Origin of the sequence: Gloeobacter kilaueensis JS1, assembly GCF_000484535.1 — a bacterium.
In the GTDB taxonomy this organism is placed as follows: domain Bacteria; phylum Cyanobacteriota; class Cyanobacteriia; order Gloeobacterales; family Gloeobacteraceae; genus Gloeobacter; species Gloeobacter kilaueensis.
Genome location: NC_022600.1, coordinates 4,125,146 through 4,144,056 on the forward strand (window position 1 = coordinate 4,125,146; position 18,911 = coordinate 4,144,056).

Consider the following 18,911-nt stretch of genomic DNA (forward strand, 5'->3'; position numbering starts at 1 on the left):
TCAGGGTCTGGGTGTGCGGCTGTACTTGCCGTCAGACTTGGAGAACGTGCCTTTGAAGGGCTTATTAAAATTCTTTGGAGCCTTGTCGTACTTGCGGCCCTCGGGATCTTCGTAGATCTTCTTGCCGTTGGGGCCGTCGTATTCCTTCCAGCCGTTCAAGCCCTGGGTGACGGTTTGCTTGCCGCCGGGCAGGGGCCGGGTGTCCTGGGCGAGAACACTGCCCGCTGGTAAGACAAGGCCGCCGAGAACGAGCACTGCCCATAACCCACGCTTTGTCATCGTCTTGCTCCTGGAATGATCTGTCTTACCGGGTGCAGCCGCACCCCAGGCATTCACTTTACCGGTGCGTTCCAGTGGACCGGCTCCGTCCCGAGAACCAGGTTCGCTTCCGTCGATGGGCAGAAAAATCGCTTTTGCCTCAAGAAAGCTGATAGGCCGCCTTGATCTTGTCGAGCAGCGCCTGCTCCTCGGTGCTGGTCTGGCCGTCCAGACTCGCTATTTCACTGGCGTAGCGGTAAACAGCGGAGCGCACCTCCGGCGAGGTGATTTCAGCCAGCAGTTGCTCAAGAGAATCTTCCTCGACGACCAGCGTTTCGAGGTCGAGTTGGCCGGGTAGCTCGATCGCTTTTGCCGCTTCGGCGATAGCGATGCGCTCGCTGTCTTTTAGATAGCCATCGGCCAGAGCAACCCGTGTGAGAACTTTCGCGCAGGCAAGTGCCTCCGGATTGACGCCCCTCACTTCACAATTTCCTGTCTATTATGCGTACCAATCCAACGATGCCCTCTGTTTCTTGTCGGGAAACCTCTCCTGAGATGGGTCTTGATAGGCTACGCTCTCACGGCAGGCTGTCTGGATCGACGCCCTGCTCCCGCAGGTAAGTAGCCAGCCGCTCGGCCCGCGCCCGTTCTCGCTCCGCCCGCTCGTACTCCTGCTCCGCCCGCGCCCGTTCCTGTTCGGCCCGCACCTGTTGCAATTCCTCAGCCAGCAGAACCAGCTGTCCTTCGGGTGTGAAGAAGCGCAATCGCCCTTCATGGACGCCCAGATAAAGTTCTAGCTGCCGGCTCCAGAGCCAGCCGCGCTCGTCCGGCTGCAGGAGCTGGTACTGGCCATCGACGAGGTGGAACCCCTGGAATTCGTCGCCCGCCGGGTCGAACCAGAAGTAATCTGGGGTGCGAAAGGTATTTTGATAGATCTGCTTTTTAAGGCTCCGGTCGGTGGCGGCGGTCGATGGTGACAGCAATTCGACGATGACGTTCGGGTACCTGCCGTCCTCGTGCCAGACGATCCAGCTGCGGCGCTCCCGGCGCTCGGCCCCGAGGACGACGAAAAAATCGGGCCCACGAAAATCTTCGGACCGGTCCTGGGTGGGACTGAAATAGATGGTTAGATTGCCCGTGACATAAAAATCCTGGCGCTCCTGCCACCACGATTCGAGCGAGCGGATGAGCAGTTCCATCTGTTTGCGGTGCAGATCGCTCTCTATCGGTGGCTCGTTGCTCTCGAGATCGGCGGGCGGAAGGACAACATCCGGCGGGAAGTCAGCCGGGAGGGCAGGGCTTGCGGTGATCGGTTCGGACATGGCGATGACCTGCTGATGCCCCTTTATCTTAGGGGCGACGACTATTTGTGTGCAAATGACCCCAAAAATGCGGTGCGGTGCCGGACACTTCAGCGGTCCGGTCGTCCCATCAGGCAGAGCGGCAGCTCCAGACCGTGGGTCTCAAGCAGCACCCGGTCGCTCAGGATCTGTTCGCTCGGCCCTTCGGCCACGAGGCGGCCCTGCTCGACGATGAGGGTGCGCGAGCAGATCTCAAGGGCCAGATCGAGGTCGTGGGTGGCGACAAGTTGGGTCTGGGGCAAGTCTTTGAGCAGGCGAATCAAGCGGCGGCGGCTGCGCGGGTCGAGGCCCGCCGAGGGTTCGTCGAGCACGAGCACCTCCGGCTCCATCGCCAGCACTCCGGCGAGGGCGACGCGCTTTTTTTCGCCGATCGACAGGTTGAAGCTCTGGCGCTCCAAGAAGCGGGCCGGTTCAAGACCAACTTGATCGAGGACGGATCGCACCCGCTCGCGCAGCTTCTCGCCTGCGAGGCCAAGATTTTGCGGCCCGAAGGCGACATCTTCGCCGACGGTGGGCATAAAGAGCTGGTCCTCCGGGTTCTGGAAGACCAGGCCCACGTAGCGGCGGGCAAACGCCTGGTGGGCGGCGTCGAGGGGTTTGCCGCCGACGGCAATCCGGCCCCGGCTGGGACGCAACAAACCGTTGAGGTGCAACAGCAGGGTCGATTTGCCGGAACCGTTTGGACCGGCCAGGGCGACGCTCTCGCCTGGCATCAGCTTGAAAGAAAGACCGCGCAGGGCGGCGGTGCCGTCGGGATAGTTGTAATAAAGTTCTTCGACCGTCAGCGCCTCGCTCACGATGGCCACCAACTGACGCTCAGGCTGATCGCGACGAAACTGGCGGTAGCAGCGGTGATGAGCCGCTCCTGCCAGCGCCAGCGGCCAGCGGTCGGATCTTCCAGGAACTGACCGGTAAAGCCCCGCGCCTGCATCGCCAGGTAGGTGCGCTCGCCGCGCCCATAGGTTCTCAAAAACATCGCCCCCAGCACGTTGCCCAATGTCTGCCAGCGCAACAGACGCCTGGTGCCCGCCCGCGCCTGGGCGGCCCGCTGCATCGAACCCAGTTCGTCAAGAAAGACCGCCACATAGCGCAGCATCGACTCGATCACCCGCACCAACAGCGGCGGACAGCCAAAACCCGCCAGCGCCTGCAGCAGATTGGGGGCCGGGGTGGTGAGGGTAAGCACGTTCAACAGCCACAGCGAGAGCACGGCTCTGACCAGCACACTCAAAAACGTCGTCAAAGACGCAGCCGCGATCGTGAGTGGCCCCCACTGCACGAGCACCGCTCCCCGGCCCGAGAACAAGATCGTCAAAAGCAGCACGCCTACGAAGAGCAGTTCGACCGCCAGACGGCGCACCAGCGTCCCAGGGGAGATGCCGCTCACGAGCACCAGCACCAGCAGCCCGGCGGCATACACCCCCCAGAATGTCCAGCTCGCCTCCGGCAAAAGCACGACCCCCAGCACCCAAAGTAGCGTGCAGGCAAGGCGCACCCCAGGCTGCAGGCGGTGCCAGAAGCTATCGCCCTGGGCGCAGGCGGCGAGGCTGAATGTCGGCACGTGCAACCAGATCACAGGCGGCGGTCTCCTGGTCTGCGGGAGCGCAACAGCAGGCCCGCTCCCCAGGCGAGGGCAAAGACGACGAGGGTACCGGCGATCCCGGCAGCGATCCGAGAGAGGGCCGGATCCCCCAGGCCGCGCAGGCCATAGCCGTCGAAGAGGCGGGCGAAGGGCAACCGGGCCGCCCAGGAGGGCAGGGCGCGCCCCCCAAAACCGTGCTCCGCCGCTACTCGCTGCAGCCCGTCTGGATCGGCGCTACTCAGAGGCGACAGCAGGGCGACCAGCAAGGCGAGAGCCAGACCCGCCAGAATCCAGGCTCCTTTAAGGCGCATGGCTGGTATCCCCCTCACGAGGTTCGTAGAGCAGATCGGGACGGGTACGCAACAGAAAACCAATCACTCCCACCGTGAGCACCGCCTCGCCGACGCCGATAAGGACATGGACGCCGAGCATCGCCGGCAGCACCGCCACAAGCGGAGTCGTGCCCGAGAGGGCCAGCTCAAAAGCAGCGGCAGCGGCAGCGACGACGACGCTCACCCAGCTGGAGACCGCCGTAGCCGCCAGGATCGCTACAGTGCCCTTGTTGCCCAGCAGGGTGCGCACGGCGCGGTAGAGATGATAGCCCAGGAAGGTGCCGATAAAACCCATGTTGAACATGTTCGCCCCGAGGGCGAGGATACCACCGTCTTGAAACAAAAACGCCTGCACCAGAAAGACGACCATCACGGAGAGCGTACCGGCCCAGGGACCGAGCAAAACGGCGGCGAGGGTGCCCCCCAGCAGGTGACCGCTCGTACCGCCCAGCACCGGGAAGTTGATCATCTGGGCCGCAAAGATAAAGGCGGCGCTGACGCCCATCAGGGGGACCGTCCGCTCGTCGAAGCGGCGCTCGACCTGTTTGAGCACGATCGCGAGGACAGCGAGGGCGAGCAGCCCCATCACAGCACAGACGGGCGCACTCAAGAACCCGTCCGGAATGTGCATGGCAACGAGTGCTGGCAACCTGTTCATCCTCTCTCGGGGATCTGCCGGTAAGACTCTCCTTAAAATAGCCTTACCGCCCGCCGGAGCCGCTCACCCCCAGAGTGTTTTTACGATTGGTGGCTGTTTTTAGATGGGCAGGTCGGAGTGGTCATCCCATTGCACGCCCTCGACGAGCGCCCGGCGCAGGTCCGTCTGGGTCAGATCCGCGCCCGCCAGGTTGGCACCGGTAAGGTTGGCATCGCTCAAGATCGCCCGCGACAGATCCGCCGAACCCAGGTTGGCACCGCTCAGGACTGCCGCGCCACCCAGCGCGTCGATAAGGTGCGCCCCCCGCAAGTCTGCACCGGCAAGATAAGCGCCCTGGAGGTTGCTGTCGATAAGAACGCTGCCCTCCAGTCGGGCTCGCCTCAGGTTCGCTCCGCGCAGGTCGGCCCGCTCCAGATTACAGCCGGTCAAAATCGCCTCCGTCAGATTTGCCCCCTGGAGGTTGGCGGCCTCAAGATTCGCTTCGCGCAGATCGGCGCGCGCCAGGTCCGCTCCCTGCAGGTTCGCTCCGCGCAGGTCGGCGCGGCGCAGGTTGGCTTTTGCCAGTAGGGCCTCCTCCAGCACCGCCTCCTGCAGATTTGTCTCCTCCAGTTGCGCCAGCCTCAGATCGGCGCGCCGAAAACAGGCTTTGTGCAGCTCAGCGCACTGCAGCCGGGCGTTCGATAGATCCGTCAGCGCAAAATCCGCGTGCGACAGATCCAGCCCACCGGAAAGATCGATGCCGGACAAGTTGAGGCCGCGCAGGCGCAGGGACGAACCAGCGGGCGTGTGAATCAGGCTCAAAACAATTTGTTCTCTTGCCAGTTCGGACATGGTGTACCTCCTTCCAGTTCGTCCCCCTGCAATTCGATTTGAAGGATATCGGCCTTGACGTTCTCGCGCACCCCTCCAGACCTGGATACTCTTCCCGGCACGCTTGTTTTGCAGTCTGCGTGCCGCAGCAGTGCTTCTGATATGGAATTGGTTTCAGCAACGCTCAGACGTAGCCACTCAAAAGAACACAACAGCAATCGACAGGCGAACAACGACAGAACAAAGCAGAAGTGTGGACTGTCCGCCAGCGAGCTTCGATGCTGCAGCATCCCAATTTTGATTGCGTCCAATAAAAGGATCACCGAAGCTGTAAAAAACTTAACCCCGCACCCCGGAGCCTTCTTTGCTCAACTGCCAGACCAGCCGCTCCAGCCCCTGGGCATAATGACCGGCGCGATCGCTCCAGCCACGAAAGTCGATGACGTTGCGGCTGCTGTAAAGCTGCGCAGGCCAGCCCATCGCCGTCTGGGTCATGTCGTCGTCGATGCGCAGGGCGTGGATAAGAAGCTGGTGCTCCTCGCCCTCGCGCAAAAAGATCGCCTCGATCTCCTGTTCGATCCAGCTACTTCTGAGGGAATGTTCTGAGAGCACCACCACCAGCCGCTCTCCCCAGCGCAGGGGTTGATCGACGCCGATGCGCCACTTACTGGCGGAATCGGCGTCCTCGCAGGCAAGCCAGCAGCGCACCCCCATCGTCTGCAGGTCGCTGTAGAGGCGGTTGACAAAGATCTGATCGCGGCTGGAGTAGCTGATAAAGCAGCTGGGCGGCAGTTGCTGACCGGCCAGAGCGATCGCAAAGGTGACCACCGGTTCGCTGAGGCCGCAGCCGCGCAAAAACACCAGCGGCAGACCACAGGATCGCTCCAGCGTGCGGTGATCGAGAATGCTGGGTCCAAAGTGCAGACAGCTTTCGAGGCCCAGGGCCGTGCTTAGATCCACATCCGCCAGCACCGTATCAAATAGCTGCGCAAAGCTCAGATCCGCCCCTGCCAGATCCGCCGCCGTCAGATTGGCCAGGCGCAGGTTGGCTGAGTGCAGGTCCGCGCCGTTTAAGATCGCCTCCTGCAGCTGGGCTCTACCCAGATCCGCGCCCGAGAGCACGGTATTTTGCAAGTTGGCCCAGCTCAGATCGGCGTCGTGCAGATCGGCGGTGCTCAGATCGAGCCAGGCGAGATCCGCCCCGACAAAATCGGGACGGATCGGATTATTTTGCCGCCACTGATTCCAGGCGGCAATACTCTGCTTGAGGCGGGCAAGGTGCTGATCGTTCGCCATGGATCAATTCTGGCCGATGCATTGTATTCTCCTGCATCGCAGCCCCATAATAAGGCGGAATCCTTCACTGTCGCTTTTCCATGCAATTTCAGTCGGAGCGCCCCATCCCCGGCATTCGAGCCACCCTTGGCCTGCCGTTGCCGCGCCGCCGCTGGCTGCCCTTGCCGACGATCGTCGAACTCATCTGGGCAGTCGTGGGGCTGGTGCTCACCGTGGGCGGCACCCTCTGCCACCTGCAGTTGCCCGACCGCTTTCCGCAGATGATCGATCTGGCCCACTGGCCCCCTGCGCTGGTCTGGCACTTCGAGCCGGGCTATCCTTTCTCGCTGCAGGTGGCAGCAGTACTCCTTTCTGGCTTGATCGGCGGACCTGTCGCCGCCGGGCTTGCCCAGAGCGCCTACCTCACCCTCGGCTTCGCCGGCTTCCCGGTCTTTGCCGGTGGGGGCGGCATCGAATACCTTGCCCATCCCCAGTCGGGCTACCTGCTCGCCTTCGTCCCCGCCGCCGTCCTCTGCGGTGCCCTCGCCTTTCGCTGCCGCTCAAGCCTCAACTGGCTTGCCACCAGTGCGCTGGCGGGTCTTGCCGTCATTCACCTAGGCGGCATCGTCGGTTTGCTCGTCCATCTGCCGCCCGGTGCGCAGCTGGGAGGTGCCCTGGTGCAGTATTCGCTGCTGCCGCTGCTTGGGCAGGCGATCGGCGTCTTGCTGGTTGCAAGCGGTGGCTGGGTGATTCGCCGTCTGCTGCTGTCTTAGTATGGATGCATGGCCAATCAGGACTTTTTTAAGACCGTCGCCAAGTACCCGACTTTTCTGGCCGGTGCCCTGCTGGGTGTCTTCTTCTCCGCCTTTGGCTGGCTGAGACCCCTGTTTCGCAACCGCTGGAGTGGTACGCTTACCGTTGTCGGGTTGCTCGGGCTGGTAGCCTTCGTCGTGTTCACCGTCCGGGCGATGCTGATGCTGGGCTAACCCTCGGCGCGGTGGGGACAGGCGGCGCAGAGCGAACCGCTCGAACCCAGGCGCATCGCATCCTGGTGACCCATCGCGTAGGCGATCCGGACCAGGCTCTGGACCACCTGCAAAAGTTTCAGGCTGATGAACTGATCTAGAGGTTCTGTAATGTCCAGGAAGGTCTTCTCAACGGCGTACTCAAGCATGTCTGGCGTGCGAATTGGTTCTTGCACTAGGAGTTACCTGCGTAGAAATACCTAATTGCCACTCTAACGCCCTGTTCTTAATCATTTGTCATATTTGTTACAGTTCATGGATACGGCGATGAAAACCCACAGACCAGCGAGGGTAGGCGAACTGATCAAGCGCGAGGTGAGCGACATGCTCATCAAGCAGCAGATCAAGGATCTGCGCATCGGAGCGGGCATGGTGAGCGTCACCGATGTCGAGGTGAGCGGCGATCTGCGCCAGGCAAAAATTTATGTGAGTATCTTCGGCACCCCGGAGGTCCAGAAGCTGACGATGGCGGCCCTGGGGGATGTGACAGGCTTTGTGCGCCAGGAAATCGGCCATCGCATCCGCCTGCGCTACACGCCTGAGATCAGCTTTGTTCAGGATCATTCCCTTGAGCGCGGGGCGCGCATCAGCCAGCTTATCGACCAGATCCGCGCCGAAGAAGAGGCCAGAGCCGAACAGCGGGAGGACGAACCTTGAGACGGCGGTTGCTTCTGGCGGTTGTCGGTGGGCTTTTTTTGCCGGTGGCGGTGAGCGGCCAGGGCTTTTCGCAGCGCATCGACGCCACCTGTGCCCCCGACGATCCGTTTATCGGTCAGTTTCTGCCCGCCCGTGGCTCAAGGCGGATCTCGGCTATCGTCAACTCCGAGGTCAAGGCGACGGCCTACCTCGATGTCACCACCGACGTTCTCAACGAAGATAGCGTCGTCATGGGTGCAGTCGCTGCCGAACTGCAACCAAAGCAGGCTCAGATTCTGGCGCTGCCCGCCTCGTTCATCGACATCCAGGGCGTGCGCCTGCGCGTCGTCAACCGCGACCGCACCTTTGGCCGGGTGACAGCGACGCTGAACGTCTCGCGCTAGTCCTGTATGCGTCTGGGGTCGGATGCTGGTATCGGCTGGGTCCTTTAGCATCGGTAGCAAACCAACCTGCACGCTCAGGAGATATTTAGATGCCCGATGCCAACCGTCCTTCAAACGCCACCAATCTCAAAGACGCCAACCACATCGGTGCAATCCCGACCGAAACGGACGATCCCAACTTGAGAGCTGACGAGGCTGCCGTCGAAGGCCCAACCCAGCCGGTCCAATCCCAAAAAGCCGGCACGCACAAAAAAGGCGAGCAGGCCGACCGGCAGCGGGCGAGTAACCGGGAAATGGTTGAAACCTCCATCGCCCACGGCGAGCCTAAGGGCGAGTCAGACGACCGCTGAGGCTTGCTCAGTCAAGTTCACTTTTGGGGAAATGCTCGTAAAATCCCGGCTCCCTCCAGCCAGAGGGTACTGCCCGCAGCGATCAAGGCGGGGCGGTCGGTGGGATCTGCCAGGTGGGGCAGGGTGCCGAGCACCGGCAGATGGCAAAGGTTTTCGATGAGGGCGGTGTTCGCCCAGACAGAATGCTGCTCGGGCGGGAGGGGTGAGGTTTCGGAGAGGACGATGGCGCGCAGGTCGAGTTTGAGGGCACGGGCAAAGCCGGTATGGGCCACCAGTTGACCGATGACCCCCAGCCGCACAGGAGCGGCGAGCAGGACCGGCAACCGCCAGTCGCGGGCCAGATCCGCCACGCTGTAATCCCAGCCCAGCGGACAGCCGAGGCCGCCCACGCCCTCCACCAGCACCAGGTCGTGGGCGTCGCCCGCCTCGCGGTAGGTCTGCCACAACAGCCCGATATCGACGCTCCGGCCCTCCTGGGCGGCGGCTAACGGCGGGGCAAGGGGTGCTTGGAACGACTGCGGATTGAGGACGCTCAGATCATTGCCGAAGACGGCGCGGTAGTACTCGCAGTCGCCTGGTCCGCACTGGACGAGCTTGAGGATGGCAACCGGGGTGCGGCGATGGGCGAGCCACCAGGCAGCGATAGCGGCGGTAAGCAGTGTCTTGCCCGCCCCGGTGTCGGTGGCGCTCACCAGCCAGCCTGCCATCAGACCTGGGGCAGGACGATGCGCTGCTCCTGAGACTGGTATTTGCCAGGGCCACCTTTGCGGGTGGCGTAGGTGACTTCGGGCACCTGATCGGTGGTGAAGAACAGCACCTGGGCAATCCCTTCGTTGGGGTAGACCATCACATCGCAGGGGGTGGGATTGGCGATCTCAAGGGTGAGCACGCCCGTCCAGCCCGGCTCCAGAATCGTAATCGGGATATTGACGCCGGAACGGATATAGGTGCTCTTGCAGGTGGTGACGCCCACGACGTTGTCGGGCATCCGGAAGTGCTCGACCGAGTGGGCGAGGGCGAGGGAGTTGGCAGGCAGGATGAAGTAGTCGCCCTCCGGCCCACTCATGAGCGGCATGTCTTCGAGGCAGCTGCTGTCGAAGCGCTTGGGGTTGATGGGCCGCGCCCCCGGCACCCGGCGGAAGACCTTGAATTCGCCCGCCGACAGTCGGATGTCGTAGCCCGCCGAGGACAGCCCGTAGCTGAGTACCCGGTGCCAGTGGCCGCCCTCGTGGACGCTGCGCACCAGCTCAGCTTCAAAAGGAGCGATCATCCCCTCGGCAGCGCGCTGTTTGATCCAGCTATCACTGTTGAGCATCGGCCAAATCTGTCCCTGCAGCGATTGTACTAAGGCTGGGGCTGGTTTTTGCGCAGCTCGGTCACCTGATCGGCAAGCAGCGTGAGCGCAGCGGGCATCTCAGGGCCAGTCAAAATGATATCCATGTAGGAGGGGCGCTGCTGCAACAACTCGACCACTTCACTTTCGGGGATGAGGCCGAAGCGGATTGCCAGGCTCAGCTCGTCGAGCACCACCAGGCCAAAGCGCCCGCTATTGATCGCCCGCCGGGTGTACTTCCACAGCTCGTGCATCGCCTTTTGCTCTTCGACTTCGAGATGGGGCGTGTCGAGGCAGCGGCCCACGTCGCAGCGCACCCAGCGCAATCCCTGGCAGAGATACATGGGGTTGTCCGGACCCTGGCCGATGCCACCTTTGAGAAATTGAACGACAAGCGCCGGTGTACCCTGCCCGGCTATCCGGAGCGCCTGGGCGATCACCGCCGCGTTGAAGCGCCGATCGGGACCGGTGACGATCTGAATGGTGCCCTGCAGTGCGAGCGAGGGAATGACGGCCTTGGACATGGAGTTCGTGGAATCCACTTGCGCTACCATTCGAGGGCTCCATCTATATGGTGGTTCTAGTGGTTATGAAACACTAGATGCGGTAGCGCGTCAAGCGACCCGGACGCTTTCTCCCCCAGGGAGAAACCTTCAAGAACGATCAGGGCACAAGTGGGAGGAGATCGTAGAATAAGAAGAATGAGAACGCTGGATTACTATCGGGTGCTGGGAGTGCCGCCGGGTGCGAGTGAGCGCGACATTCGCCAGGCTTATCGTCTGCTGTCAAAGCAGTACCATCCGGATATTTCCCCCCTCGCACCCGAGGAAGCCCTCGAAAAGTTCAAGCAGATCAACGAGGCTTACGCTACCCTCACCCATCCGATCAAGCGCTCGCACTACGACCAGAGCCTCGGGTTGACCCGCACCGCCACCGCCGTCTACCAGCAGCGGCCCGTCTCCTCCTCCGTCCCGACCCGCAGGCGACCGGTGCGCGCCGAGATCACCGAGCGGCCCCTTTCGCCCACCGAGATCTTTGCTCTGTTTATTCTCGGTCTGGCCTTCGTCGCCTCGCTGGTGCTGGTCTTCGTCGTCGATTGGCTGCAGGGTTAAATTTTTTATCCGGTACTATCTATGCACTCGCTGCCCTCGGCTGATACGCCGCTTTATAATCATCCACTGCACCAGATCGAAAACTGGCTGCGCGGACAGAACTGTGTGCGCGACGAGGAGGAGCAGCACTGCTGGCACCTGCAGCGCCCCCACTGGAAGGCGACGCTGTGCTTAGAAGAGACGGTGCTCAAGGTCGATTACGAGTTTGCCCCCAGCCAGAACAAGACGCTTTCTTTTCCCTATTCGCTGTCGCGCCAGGACGTGGAGCAGGCAATCTTTGCCTTCGAGCCGCCCCAGAACTAGCGGCTGGGCCTGCTGGTTTGCTATAGTGATATTTGCCTTAGCGCGGAACTGGCGGAATTGGTAGACGCGCATGATTCAGGTTCATGTGCCGCGAGGCGTGGAGGTTCAAGTCCTCTGTTCCGCAGCGTTGACCGGGTAGGTTCTTTGAACCGCCCGGTTTTTTGGTACTTGTCCTCAAATCGCGGGTAGATACACAATAGCTCACACTTTACACTGCTTAAAGAACGGTGCAGTGTGAGTGCGATGGGTGAACGGGAGCCTTTGATTATTTTCTTACACATCCCGAAGACCGGCGGGACGACCCTCGAAAGCATCCTCAAAAAGCAGTACGGCGAAGAAAACGGGTTACGAGTCGATCTTGCCCGGATCAATGACGCTGCAGGAGCAGTACGGGCCAGAGAAATCCTTCGCTCCTCTCCAGAGTGCCGGTTCGTCAGCGGCCACTTCACCATGGGTCTTGCCCCGCACACCCAGGTTTTGACTCCCAGTTGCTATATCACGCTGTTGCGCGAACCGGTAGAGCGGGTGGTCTCCGACTATTTTTTTATCTTGCAAACACCCGAGCATCCCCTTCACGAACTGGTCACCCAGCAGAGGCTGAGCTTGAAGGACTATCTTCTGCACGATCTTTGTGTTGGAACCGATAATTACCAGACCCGCACCCTGTGCAACCGGTCGCCCGATAGTCAGTATGGAGACTGGACCTGCACCCAGCAGATGTACGAGGAGGCAAAGGAAAATCTCGAAAAATGGTTTCCGGTCGTGGGGTTGTTGGAGCGATTTGACGAATCGCTTTTGCTCTGGCGGTCTCTTTTTGGCTGGAAGCTGCCGCTGTATGTGCGCAGGAACGCCAATTCCAGGCGCAAGTCAGTCCGTGAGATTTCAAGTGAAGTGCGGGCAATTGTCGAACAGGTAAACCGGTACGACACCCAGCTCTACGCCCACGCCTGTTTGCTTTTTGAGCAACACATCCAAAGAATTGGCACTGTACCCTTCGCACAACAACTGCTGTGTTTTCGGCTGTTCAATCGCTGGTATGGCTACAACTGCGCCAAAAGCGCTCGTCCCACCCCGGCCAGCCGCTGGCAGGCTCTGTTTTTAGAAAAAGTAAGAGAAACCCTGTGACATACTCCCAGCCCTAACCGCATAGCGGTATAGGGTGGGCTTCTCGCTTCACAGTCCAGCTAGTGCTTCGGACTCCACGAGCTTTAAGAACGGGATGACCCTCCGCCCTTTTCCACATGTTCCGACCTGAGTTTTCATCTCTATCCAACTCCAAGCCACAGTGCGGGCAACAATGCCGTCTATCGCTTAGAGTTTTGGCAACATGAGCATCGCAATCGGAACACATTTGCGTTGTACCAGATGGATTCACTCCAATCGTTAAGCACCCAGCTTTTTCAGCTTTGTTTGCCAAGATTGTAATGAATGTTCCCCAACCAGCATCATGCACTGATTTGGCAAGATGAGTTCTTGCCAAACCTTTGATATTTAAGTTCTCATGAGCAATAACCTCGTATTTTCGCAATAGTAAAACTGCTGTCTTGTGATGGAAGTCTTTGCGTTGATTTGCGACTTTGGCATGAAGTTTTGCAACTTTGCAAACTCGCTTAGCCCTGCGCTTACTCGCCTTATTCTTTTTGCGAGCAAGCTTGCGTTCTTCCTTTGCCAAGCGCTTTTCGGCTTTCCTGTAGTACTGGGGAATGGGAACATGTAAGCCATCGCCGGTGACTAGAAAATCTTTTAAGCCAAGGTCAATACCTACACCTTTCTTTACATCAATATCAGGATTAATCGTTGGTACAGATTCATCAAGCAGACTGAAAGTAATGTACCAACCGTCTGCTTTCTTGCTGATACAAGCCGTCTTAACATCGAAACCTTCAGGCAAAGGACGATGTTGAATCAGTTTGATACTGCCAAGCTTGGGCAAGTTTACCAAATTTCCAACAATCCAATCATTATCAGCTTGTGTGTAAGTGAATGAATGGTAGCGACCTTTTCCTTTGAATCTCGGTTTACCACTACGCTTGCCTTTACTATCACCCTTCAAGTAACGGTCAAAAGCAAGTCCCACGCGTTTGACCATATCTTGAAGCACTTGGGAGTGAATCTCTTTGTACCCAGAACGTTCTTTTTTAAGCGTCACGAGAGAACGTTTCTGACTGTAGTAATCAGGCTGTTCTTTGGGTGGGGCGATGCTTGAAGTGAGAGGGCAGGCATTAACTGGGCAACGATTAAGTTCCCACCAATCAAAGCGTTCGGCAAGTAGCCAGTTGTACTGAGAGCGCAACATATCAAGCCAACGATTCAAGTCTTGAACCTGGCTAGCCCTGGGGCGCAATCGGTACTGGTAGGCTAATCTCATGTTACGATGATAATGTATAGCGCCGTAGGTGTCAAATGCCTTACGACTCCCACTCCAGAGCAGTTTCAGACCTCAACGCTCACATAGTGCTTACCACAAAATACCGTCGCAAGGTCGTCAGTCCTTGAACTTTTGGCAAGGATGACCGAGATTATGGCATCGGTCTGTGAAAAGTGGGGAGTTGAAATACTTGAGTTTAATGGCGAGGCTGACCACGTTCATCTACTCATGCGTTATTACCCGCAATTGCAACTCAGTAAGTTTGTCAACAATGTGAAGACAGTGACAAGCCGGATGCTCAGGAAAGAGTTCATGCCCCATATCAAGAAGTTTTACTGGGGTACGGAGGCTTTCTGGAATAGCTCTTATTTCGTTGCTTCTTGCGGAGGTGTGACTGTGGAGACCCTGAGAAAGTACGTTGAGAGTCAATCTGAGATACCCAATGAAGGTGATTCATCCCCACGCTGAGCTTGCGCTACAGCGTGGGGCTTCTCGCCAAAACCTGCTAAACGTCGCCTAAAAGCGATAAGCGGAGGCGAGAAGCGGTTCATGTGCAACCAAAATCATTGCCTCAGCAAGCAGCTAGCCCGTCAACCTCAGTTCACGACTTTTGTACTTGAAGACCTCTCTGGTATTCGTGCGAAGCGTCGGGGCAAGAAGTTGAATAAGTGGTTATCAAGTTGGACGTTCCGCCAATTTGAAATGTTCTTAGGCTATAAAGCTGAGGCACTGGGTAAGCGAGTCGTCTTCGTAGACCCTCGTTACACCAGCCAGAAATGCAACCGATGCGGCCACACAGCAAAGGCTAACCGTTGCAAGGCTCGATTCCACTGCAAAGCGTGTGGCTTCAAAGCTCATGCTGATACCAATGCAGCGATGAACATTCGGGATAACTACATTCTCTCTTGCGCCTTTGGGTCGCAAGGGCAGGGCACAGTCAATTGCCCGTATGTCTCCGAGATAGCATCGAGAGACAAGCCTCTAGGCTTGCGCTAGAGGTGTTGACTGAACGAAGGTTATTAAACGTCAGCTCCAAGCAGCCCTACGTCCCAGAAGAAAAACAAGACGAGCCTGCAACTGACTCCACCCATCCCGCCTGCAGCCCAGCGACAGTGAACCTCCCCTCTTCTCCTCTGCCCGGCGGGGCAGCCCCCCATTCGGGGGGCAGGAGGAGGAGAGGGGGGGCAGGGGGGGTGTGGAGGGGTGGGGACCGTTTTAGCAAATACCCAAAAGAGCAAAAAACCGACCAGCTCCCCACTCCAGCCCAAAACCTGACACTTATTTAGCTTCGTCTACTGAGCGTTTCTCGAAGAGCAGATAACAGTTGGCAAAGGGCACCTGCACCGGCAGCATCGGCAGCTGGTTAGGAAAATCGTTGCCCTGCAGGTGCAGATGCAAAGGGGCGTCCTGCTCGATCAACTGCGCCAGAACAGAGGCAGTATGGGCACCGATCGGGATCGGCTTGAGGCCCAGCAGGCGCAGCAGTTGACGGCCTGGTTGGGAGTCGCTTCGTGCGGATGGAGCGGGAGCGACGCTGGTGGTGAGCAAAAAAAGTCCCCCCGGCACGAGCACCCGCGCCACTTCGACGAAGTAGGCTTCGAGCACCGGCCTGGGCAGGTGGGGTACAAGGTCGATGGCGATGCAGTGGCTGAAACTTGCCTCTGGCCAGGGTAGACGGCTGTTTTCCAATAGCACCGGCTGGACCGGGAGATCTCGAAGATGGGTACGGGCTTTTGCCAGCATCTCGGGGGAGATCTCAGCGAGCGTGTACTGGTCCACTCGGGAAGCGAGGTAGCGGGCGATGCGGCCAATGCCGCCGCCTAGATCGAGCAGGCGGCTAGCCGTAGATAGCTCCAGGCGGCGGTGCAAAAATCCGGCGATGCGCTCGCCGTTTTGCTCGAACACCTCCGCAAAGCCGCCGCAGAAAAAATCGCAGCTCGTCAGGGGGTTGTGCCGGGCGTTTGCGTCCCAGAGTTGCCGCATCTGATCGAACTGGGCCGCCTCACCGGCGACGTCGTCGATGGCAAAGAGCGGATCTTCGAAGCTAAACAGGTTCCAGGGTAGTTGGACCATGCCAGGCGTTGCTTGCTGCTTTTTCACTGTATCGGCGAAAGGCGACCGGTCAAACCCACCATAGACGGGTCGGCAGTGGAGCAGTGTATAGTGTCCGGCAGGTGTCAGGGAGTGGTCTGTGGTCAAGAGCAAGCGATGGTGGGGATGGTTGGTGGCGATTGTGGCCAGTGTGCCGACCGCCGCATCGGCAGCGCCGGGAGTGGTCGCGATCCGGGCCGGGCGGCTGGTGGACGTGGTGAACGCCCAGGTGTTGAGCGATCAGACGATCGTGATCGAGGGCGAGCGCATCCGCTCGGTCGGGCCGAGCGCGGGGGCGAGCGGCCCTGTCGGCGCACAGGTAATCGACCTCAGCCGCGCCACGGTGCTGCCGGGGCTTATCGACGCCCACACCCACCTCACCAGTGACCCGCAGTTGGGCGGCTACCGCAGTCTGGGGGTCTCGGCGGTGCGCGAGGCACTCTACGGCGCACGGGCAGCCCGGATGACCCTGCAGGCCGGTTTTACGACCGTGCGCAACGTCGGCGCTTCCGCCTACGGCGATGTCGCCCTGCGCGATGCAATTAACGACGGCGACATTCCCGGTCCCCGGATGCTCGTCTCCGGACCTGCCCTCGGGATCAAAGGCGGCCACTGCGACAACAACCTGCTTGCCCCCGACTACAACTACACCGGCGAGGGGGTGGCCGACGGTCCCTGGGCCGCCCGCGCGAAGGTGCGCGAGGTGGTGAAATACGGAGCGGACTTGATCAAAATTTGTGCCACCGGCGGTGTGCTCTCCAAAGGCGATGAGCCGGGGGCCGAACAGTACAGCCTCGAAGAGATGCAGGCGATCGTCGAAGAAGCGCACAAGCTCGGGCGCAAGGTAGCCGCCCACGCCCACGGCACCGCCGGGATTAAAGACGCGATCGTGGCCGGGGTCGATTCGGTCGAGCACGCCAGCTTGATCGACACAGAAGGCATCCGCCTCGCTCGCCAGAAGGGCACCTGGCTGGTGATGGACATCTACAACGACGACTTTATTCTCCAGGAGGGCGAGAAGGCGGGCATCCTCCCCGAGTCGATCGAAAAGGAGCGCAAGATCGGCAAACTGCAGCGCGAGAACTTCGAGCGCGCCGTCAAAGGCGGCGACCGGATCGCCTTCGGCACCGACGCCGGGGTGTATCCCCACGGCGACAACGCGAAGCAGTTTTTTTACATGGTCAAGTACGGCATGACCCCGATGCAGGCCATCGAGGCGGCAACGGTGAACGCCGCTCAACTGCTTGGACTGCAAGAACAGGTAGGCGCGATAGCACCGGGCCGCTACGCCGATATCGTCGCCGTCGATGGCGATCCACTGCAGGATATAACGGCACTCACAAAGGTCCGCTTCGTGATGAAGGGCGGACAGGTGTACAAAGCGCCTTAGCGCTGCCGGCCTGTCACCAGGCGCTCCGCTCGGCGGTCAGTCGCTTCACCGCTCACCAGTTCGCTCACGTCCATGCCGTTGCCGATCACCCCCGGAACGCTCGGATAACCGGCGCTCGCACCGACTAAAAACAGATTTGCCAGCTCGGTGCGGTAACCGAGGCGGCCCAAGCCCACCTGGCGGGGGATGAGTTTGGCTCCGTAGATGTTGCCCTGGGGCTGGCCCAGGTAGTAGGCGCTCGTGGTCGGTGTGCCAAAGATCTTCATGCGGATATAGCGGTCGATGTCCGGGATCAAGTCGCGCACACTCGCCATCAACTGCCGGTAGACTTCCCGCTTGCGGGCCCGGTAGGCGCTCAGATCGTTGTGGTGCAGGTGGGCGAAGGGCTCGTAGGCGCAGACGGTGGCGATCTCAAGCACGTGGTTGCCTGGGGGGGCCATCCCTGGCTCCGGCGATTTGCTGGTCGGGCACGACAAAAAGATCCAGGGCCGTTCGAGGTTATCGGCCAACTGCCGGCGGTAGGCGCGGTTGAGGTCGCCGTCGGGATAGTACCAGATGTTCCAGTTGCCGATGCCGTAGCGCTCGGGCACAAAGGCCCGGTCCAGCCCCAGATAGATGTTGTAAGCGCTGGCGGAATACTCGTAGTCGCTCATCCGCCGCCGCTCACCCTCGCTGATCAGGTGGGGTTTGTCCATCAACTGCACGGTCAGCTTTGGATCGAGGTCGCTGATGTAGGCCCGGCCCCGATACAGTCTGCCTCCGGCCACCACACCGGTGATCCCGTGGCGCTCAAGCTGAATCTGCTCGACGGGCGTACGGTAGTGGATGACGCCGCCCCGTGCCGTAATCGCCTGGGCAATCGTGTTGACGAAGTGATGAAAGTGCCGCCTTGGATAATAAGCGCCCTCCGCGTAGTCGCTCACCAGCGAGGTGTGGGTGATGAGGGCAATCTCCTCGGGCGGCAGGGCGTAATCGCCGCTCTGCCCCGCCAGAATCGCCTGCAGAACGGGCGGCAGTCCGACGGCGTCGTAGAGATCCTGCAGGGTCCAGTTGCGGTGCTGAAACAGATACCAGTACTTTGGCAACTTCAGCCAGTCCGACCATTTTTGATCGTACCAGCGCACCTGCCGCTGCAGTTCGCAAGTCTGCTCGTGCAGGCGCTCGATCGCCCAGCAGTAGCGCCGAATTGGCTCTGCATGTTCTGGAAAAGTTTGCAATAGCCGCTCGCGCAGCCTGGACCAACCAAGGGGAATCTTAAAGTTAGCCTCCGGTGTAATGACCCGGTCGATACAGTCAGAATCGAGCGAGACAAAATCGACTTCGTGCTCGATATAGCGCAAAAAGCGTCCGATCGTTCCTTGCGGCTGGCATTGAGAAATATAGTGGACGTCGGCGCAGAAGCGATAGTCGCCGTACTCAAATGTATGGCAGCAACCGCCCGGCAGATAATGTTTTTCGAGTACAACTACCCGATGGCCCTGGCGGGCAAGACAGGCAGCCGCCGAAAGCCCACCCAATCCTGCTCCCAGAACAACATAGTCAAAGTCTTCCATCGCCGCCTCCCGTGCTCGTGCGTGCAGCAACTGGTGAATAACTCGACACTGGTCGATGAGATTTGAAGGC

The 18,911-nt window shown here is 59.9% G+C and carries 26 protein-coding genes, 1 tRNA gene and 1 pseudogene; 12 read left to right on the forward strand and 16 right to left on the reverse strand.

The window, feature by feature from the left end; translation table 11 throughout:
• The 9 genes from GKIL_RS19050 to GKIL_RS23020 all read right to left on the reverse strand — a co-directional run bounded on the left by GKIL_RS19050 (nucleotide 1) and on the right by GKIL_RS23020 (nucleotide 6,297).
• A complete protein-coding gene (locus GKIL_RS19050) occupies nucleotides 1-279 on the reverse strand; it encodes a hypothetical protein (protein ID WP_023175480.1) in 279 nt (92 codons plus the stop codon).
• Nucleotides 280-418: 139 nt separating this feature from the next.
• On the reverse strand, nucleotides 419-739 hold the full coding sequence (locus GKIL_RS19055) for a tellurite resistance TerB family protein (protein WP_023175481.1): 321 nt from the start codon (nucleotides 737-739) through the stop codon (nucleotides 419-421).
• A 97-nt stretch (nucleotides 740-836) separates the two neighbouring features.
• Complete coding sequence (locus GKIL_RS19060) at nucleotides 837-1,580, reverse strand: Uma2 family endonuclease (protein ID WP_023175482.1); 744 nt, start codon at nucleotides 1,578-1,580, stop codon at nucleotides 837-839.
• Between the two features lie 89 nt (nucleotides 1,581-1,669).
• On the reverse strand, nucleotides 1,670-2,416 hold the full coding sequence (locus tag GKIL_RS19065; protein ID WP_041245045.1) for an energy-coupling factor ABC transporter ATP-binding protein: 747 nt from the start codon (nucleotides 2,414-2,416) through the stop codon (nucleotides 1,670-1,672).
• On the reverse strand, nucleotides 2,413-3,195 hold the full coding sequence (gene cbiQ, locus GKIL_RS19070; RefSeq protein WP_023175484.1) for a cobalt ECF transporter T component CbiQ: 783 nt from the start codon (nucleotides 3,193-3,195) through the stop codon (nucleotides 2,413-2,415). The genes GKIL_RS19065 and cbiQ overlap by 4 nt, the downstream gene beginning before the upstream one ends.
• Nucleotides 3,192-3,512, reverse strand: coding sequence for a PDGLE domain-containing protein (locus GKIL_RS19075; RefSeq protein WP_023175486.1), 321 nt, complete (start codon nucleotides 3,510-3,512; stop codon nucleotides 3,192-3,194). The genes cbiQ and GKIL_RS19075 overlap by 4 nt, the downstream gene beginning before the upstream one ends.
• Nucleotides 3,502-4,191, reverse strand: a complete 690-nt coding sequence (locus GKIL_RS19080; protein ID WP_023175487.1) for an energy-coupling factor ABC transporter permease — start codon at nucleotides 4,189-4,191, stop codon at nucleotides 3,502-3,504. The genes GKIL_RS19075 and GKIL_RS19080 overlap by 11 nt, the downstream gene beginning before the upstream one ends.
• 99 nt (nucleotides 4,192-4,290) lie before the next feature.
• A complete protein-coding gene (locus tag GKIL_RS19085; protein WP_023175488.1) occupies nucleotides 4,291-5,022 on the reverse strand; it encodes a pentapeptide repeat-containing protein in 732 nt (243 codons plus the stop codon).
• Nucleotides 5,023-5,340: 318 nt separating this feature from the next.
• On the reverse strand, nucleotides 5,341-6,297 hold the full coding sequence (locus GKIL_RS23020) for a toll/interleukin-1 receptor domain-containing protein (RefSeq protein ID WP_023175489.1): 957 nt from the start codon (nucleotides 6,295-6,297) through the stop codon (nucleotides 5,341-5,343).
• Between the two features lie 80 nt (nucleotides 6,298-6,377).
• Here GKIL_RS23020 and GKIL_RS19100 point away from each other — a divergent pair, with 80 nt between their 5' ends.
• Both GKIL_RS19100 and GKIL_RS19105 read left to right on the forward strand, forming a co-directional pair.
• Nucleotides 6,378-7,049: a biotin transporter BioY gene (locus GKIL_RS19100; RefSeq protein ID WP_023175490.1), complete on the forward strand. Its 672-nt coding sequence runs from the start codon at nucleotides 6,378-6,380 to the stop codon at nucleotides 7,047-7,049.
• Nucleotides 7,050-7,058: 9 nt separating this feature from the next.
• On the forward strand, nucleotides 7,059-7,262 hold the full coding sequence (locus tag GKIL_RS19105) for a DUF751 family protein (RefSeq protein ID WP_023175491.1): 204 nt from the start codon (nucleotides 7,059-7,061) through the stop codon (nucleotides 7,260-7,262).
• Here the strand turns inward: GKIL_RS19105 and GKIL_RS19110 are convergent.
• Nucleotides 7,259-7,477 carry a hypothetical protein gene (locus GKIL_RS19110; RefSeq protein WP_023175492.1) on the reverse strand — a complete coding sequence of 73 codons (219 nt, stop codon included), beginning with the start codon at nucleotides 7,475-7,477 and terminating at the stop codon, nucleotides 7,259-7,261. The two genes, GKIL_RS19105 and GKIL_RS19110, sit on opposite strands and share 4 nt — an antisense overlap.
• 91 nt (nucleotides 7,478-7,568) lie before the next feature.
• On the opposite strand from GKIL_RS19110, the gene rbfA reads away from it, so the two are divergent.
• The 3 genes from rbfA (at nucleotide 7,569) to GKIL_RS19125 (ending at nucleotide 8,691) form a co-directional block, all read left to right on the forward strand.
• On the forward strand, nucleotides 7,569-7,958 hold the full coding sequence (gene rbfA, locus GKIL_RS19115; RefSeq protein WP_023175493.1) for a 30S ribosome-binding factor RbfA: 390 nt from the start codon (nucleotides 7,569-7,571) through the stop codon (nucleotides 7,956-7,958).
• Nucleotides 7,955-8,341 carry a hypothetical protein gene (locus tag GKIL_RS19120; protein WP_023175494.1) on the forward strand — a complete coding sequence of 129 codons (387 nt, stop codon included), beginning with the start codon at nucleotides 7,955-7,957 and terminating at the stop codon, nucleotides 8,339-8,341. The genes rbfA and GKIL_RS19120 overlap by 4 nt, the downstream gene beginning before the upstream one ends.
• Before the next feature lie 89 nt (nucleotides 8,342-8,430).
• Entirely contained in the window at nucleotides 8,431-8,691 is a 261-nt protein-coding gene (locus GKIL_RS19125; protein WP_023175495.1) for a hypothetical protein, read from the forward strand.
• A 17-nt stretch (nucleotides 8,692-8,708) separates the two neighbouring features.
• Here GKIL_RS19125 and bioD read toward each other — a convergent pair whose 3' ends face one another.
• The 3 genes from bioD to GKIL_RS19140 are packed head-to-tail and all read right to left on the reverse strand — an operon-like array spanning nucleotide 8,709 to nucleotide 10,578.
• Nucleotides 8,709-9,398 (reverse strand): dethiobiotin synthase, encoded by a 690-nt coding sequence (gene bioD / locus GKIL_RS19130; RefSeq protein ID WP_023175496.1) that lies wholly within the window; start codon nucleotides 9,396-9,398, stop codon nucleotides 8,709-8,711.
• Entirely contained in the window at nucleotides 9,398-10,006 is a 609-nt protein-coding gene (gene dcd, locus GKIL_RS19135; protein WP_023175497.1) for a dCTP deaminase, read from the reverse strand. Before dcd ends, bioD begins: the two co-directional genes overlap by 1 nt.
• A 29-nt stretch (nucleotides 10,007-10,035) precedes the next feature.
• Nucleotides 10,036-10,578, reverse strand: coding sequence for a P-loop NTPase family protein (locus GKIL_RS19140; RefSeq protein ID WP_023175498.1), 543 nt, complete (start codon nucleotides 10,576-10,578; stop codon nucleotides 10,036-10,038).
• A gap of 147 nt (nucleotides 10,579-10,725) precedes the next feature.
• Here GKIL_RS19140 and GKIL_RS19145 point away from each other — a divergent pair, with 147 nt between their 5' ends.
• The 4 genes from GKIL_RS19145 to GKIL_RS19160 all read left to right on the forward strand — a co-directional run bounded on the left by GKIL_RS19145 (nucleotide 10,726) and on the right by GKIL_RS19160 (nucleotide 12,564).
• Entirely contained in the window at nucleotides 10,726-11,136 is a 411-nt protein-coding gene (locus tag GKIL_RS19145; RefSeq protein WP_023175499.1) for a J domain-containing protein, read from the forward strand.
• A gap of 21 nt (nucleotides 11,137-11,157) precedes the next feature.
• The gene (locus GKIL_RS19150; RefSeq protein WP_023175500.1) at nucleotides 11,158-11,439 is read left to right on the forward strand and encodes a DUF3143 domain-containing protein; all 282 of its coding nucleotides are present in this window, start codon (nucleotides 11,158-11,160) and stop codon (nucleotides 11,437-11,439) included.
• Nucleotides 11,440-11,481: 42 nt separating this feature from the next.
• Nucleotides 11,482-11,563, forward strand: a tRNA-Leu gene (locus GKIL_RS19155).
• Between the two features lie 119 nt (nucleotides 11,564-11,682).
• Nucleotides 11,683-12,564, forward strand: coding sequence for a sulfotransferase family 2 domain-containing protein (locus tag GKIL_RS19160; RefSeq protein WP_023175501.1), 882 nt, complete (start codon nucleotides 11,683-11,685; stop codon nucleotides 12,562-12,564).
• Between the two features lie 13 nt (nucleotides 12,565-12,577).
• Here the strand turns inward: GKIL_RS19160 and GKIL_RS23895 are convergent, their stop codons facing one another.
• Entirely contained in the window at nucleotides 12,578-13,753 is a 1,176-nt protein-coding gene (locus GKIL_RS23895) for an RNA-guided endonuclease InsQ/TnpB family protein (RefSeq protein ID WP_245595868.1), read from the reverse strand.
• 89 nt (nucleotides 13,754-13,842) lie between these two features.
• Between GKIL_RS23895 and tnpA the strand changes: the two are divergent.
• Nucleotides 13,843-14,275 (forward strand): annotated as a pseudogene (gene tnpA / locus GKIL_RS19170) (IS200/IS605 family transposase).
• Nucleotides 14,276-14,356: 81 nt separating this feature from the next.
• The gene (locus GKIL_RS25970; RefSeq protein WP_071824841.1) at nucleotides 14,357-14,803 is read left to right on the forward strand and encodes an RNA-guided endonuclease InsQ/TnpB family protein; all 447 of its coding nucleotides are present in this window, start codon (nucleotides 14,357-14,359) and stop codon (nucleotides 14,801-14,803) included.
• 282 nt (nucleotides 14,804-15,085) lie between these two features.
• Here the strand turns inward: GKIL_RS25970 and GKIL_RS23025 are convergent, their stop codons facing one another.
• Nucleotides 15,086-15,880 carry a class I SAM-dependent methyltransferase gene (locus tag GKIL_RS23025; RefSeq protein WP_023175503.1) on the reverse strand — a complete coding sequence of 265 codons (795 nt, stop codon included), beginning with the start codon at nucleotides 15,878-15,880 and terminating at the stop codon, nucleotides 15,086-15,088.
• 148 nt (nucleotides 15,881-16,028) lie between these two features.
• Here GKIL_RS23025 and GKIL_RS19180 point away from each other — a divergent pair, with 148 nt between their 5' ends.
• On the forward strand, nucleotides 16,029-17,288 hold the full coding sequence (locus tag GKIL_RS19180) for a Xaa-Pro dipeptidase (RefSeq protein ID WP_041244079.1): 1,260 nt from the start codon (nucleotides 16,029-16,031) through the stop codon (nucleotides 17,286-17,288).
• Here GKIL_RS19180 and GKIL_RS19185 read toward each other — a convergent pair.
• Nucleotides 17,285-18,841, reverse strand: coding sequence for a phytoene desaturase family protein (locus GKIL_RS19185; RefSeq protein WP_023175505.1), 1,557 nt, complete (start codon nucleotides 18,839-18,841; stop codon nucleotides 17,285-17,287). The genes GKIL_RS19180 and GKIL_RS19185 overlap by 4 nt on opposite strands.
• Nucleotides 18,842-18,911 lie beyond the last annotated feature (70 nt).

Excerpts from the sequence above, each read along its gene's own strand:
- GKIL_RS19050 (WP_023175480.1), bottom strand. The coding sequence starts at position 279 with ATGACAAAGCGTGGGTTATGGGCAGTGCTCGTTCTCGGCGGCCTTGTC.
- GKIL_RS19060 (WP_023175482.1), bottom strand. The coding sequence starts at position 1,580 with ATGTCCGAACCGATCACCGCAAGCCCTGCCCTCCCGGCTGACTTCCCG.
- GKIL_RS19075 (WP_023175486.1), bottom strand. The coding sequence starts at position 3,512 with ATGCGCCTTAAAGGAGCCTGGATTCTGGCGGGTCTGGCTCTCGCCTTG.
- GKIL_RS19080 (WP_023175487.1), bottom strand. The coding sequence starts at position 4,191 with ATGAACAGGTTGCCAGCACTCGTTGCCATGCACATTCCGGACGGGTTC.
- GKIL_RS19085 (WP_023175488.1), bottom strand. The coding sequence starts at position 5,022 with ATGTCCGAACTGGCAAGAGAACAAATTGTTTTGAGCCTGATTCACACG.
- GKIL_RS23020 (WP_023175489.1), bottom strand. The coding sequence starts at position 6,297 with ATGGCGAACGATCAGCACCTTGCCCGCCTCAAGCAGAGTATTGCCGCC.
- GKIL_RS19100 (WP_023175490.1), top strand. The coding sequence starts at position 6,378 with ATGCAATTTCAGTCGGAGCGCCCCATCCCCGGCATTCGAGCCACCCTT.
- GKIL_RS19105 (WP_023175491.1), top strand. The coding sequence starts at position 7,059 with ATGGCCAATCAGGACTTTTTTAAGACCGTCGCCAAGTACCCGACTTTT.
- rbfA (WP_023175493.1), top strand. The coding sequence starts at position 7,569 with ATGAAAACCCACAGACCAGCGAGGGTAGGCGAACTGATCAAGCGCGAG.
- GKIL_RS19125 (WP_023175495.1), top strand. The coding sequence starts at position 8,431 with ATGCCCGATGCCAACCGTCCTTCAAACGCCACCAATCTCAAAGACGCC.
- bioD (WP_023175496.1), bottom strand. The coding sequence starts at position 9,398 with ATGGCAGGCTGGCTGGTGAGCGCCACCGACACCGGGGCGGGCAAGACA.
- dcd (WP_023175497.1), bottom strand. The coding sequence starts at position 10,006 with ATGCTCAACAGTGATAGCTGGATCAAACAGCGCGCTGCCGAGGGGATG.
- GKIL_RS19140 (WP_023175498.1), bottom strand. The coding sequence starts at position 10,578 with ATGGTAGCGCAAGTGGATTCCACGAACTCCATGTCCAAGGCCGTCATT.
- GKIL_RS19145 (WP_023175499.1), top strand. The coding sequence starts at position 10,726 with ATGAGAACGCTGGATTACTATCGGGTGCTGGGAGTGCCGCCGGGTGCG.
- GKIL_RS19150 (WP_023175500.1), top strand. The coding sequence starts at position 11,158 with ATGCACTCGCTGCCCTCGGCTGATACGCCGCTTTATAATCATCCACTG.
- GKIL_RS19160 (WP_023175501.1), top strand. The coding sequence starts at position 11,683 with ATGGGTGAACGGGAGCCTTTGATTATTTTCTTACACATCCCGAAGACC.
- GKIL_RS25970 (WP_071824841.1), top strand. The coding sequence starts at position 14,357 with ATGTGCAACCAAAATCATTGCCTCAGCAAGCAGCTAGCCCGTCAACCT.
- GKIL_RS23025 (WP_023175503.1), bottom strand. The coding sequence starts at position 15,880 with ATGGTCCAACTACCCTGGAACCTGTTTAGCTTCGAAGATCCGCTCTTT.
- GKIL_RS19185 (WP_023175505.1), bottom strand. The coding sequence starts at position 18,841 with ATGGAAGACTTTGACTATGTTGTTCTGGGAGCAGGATTGGGTGGGCTT.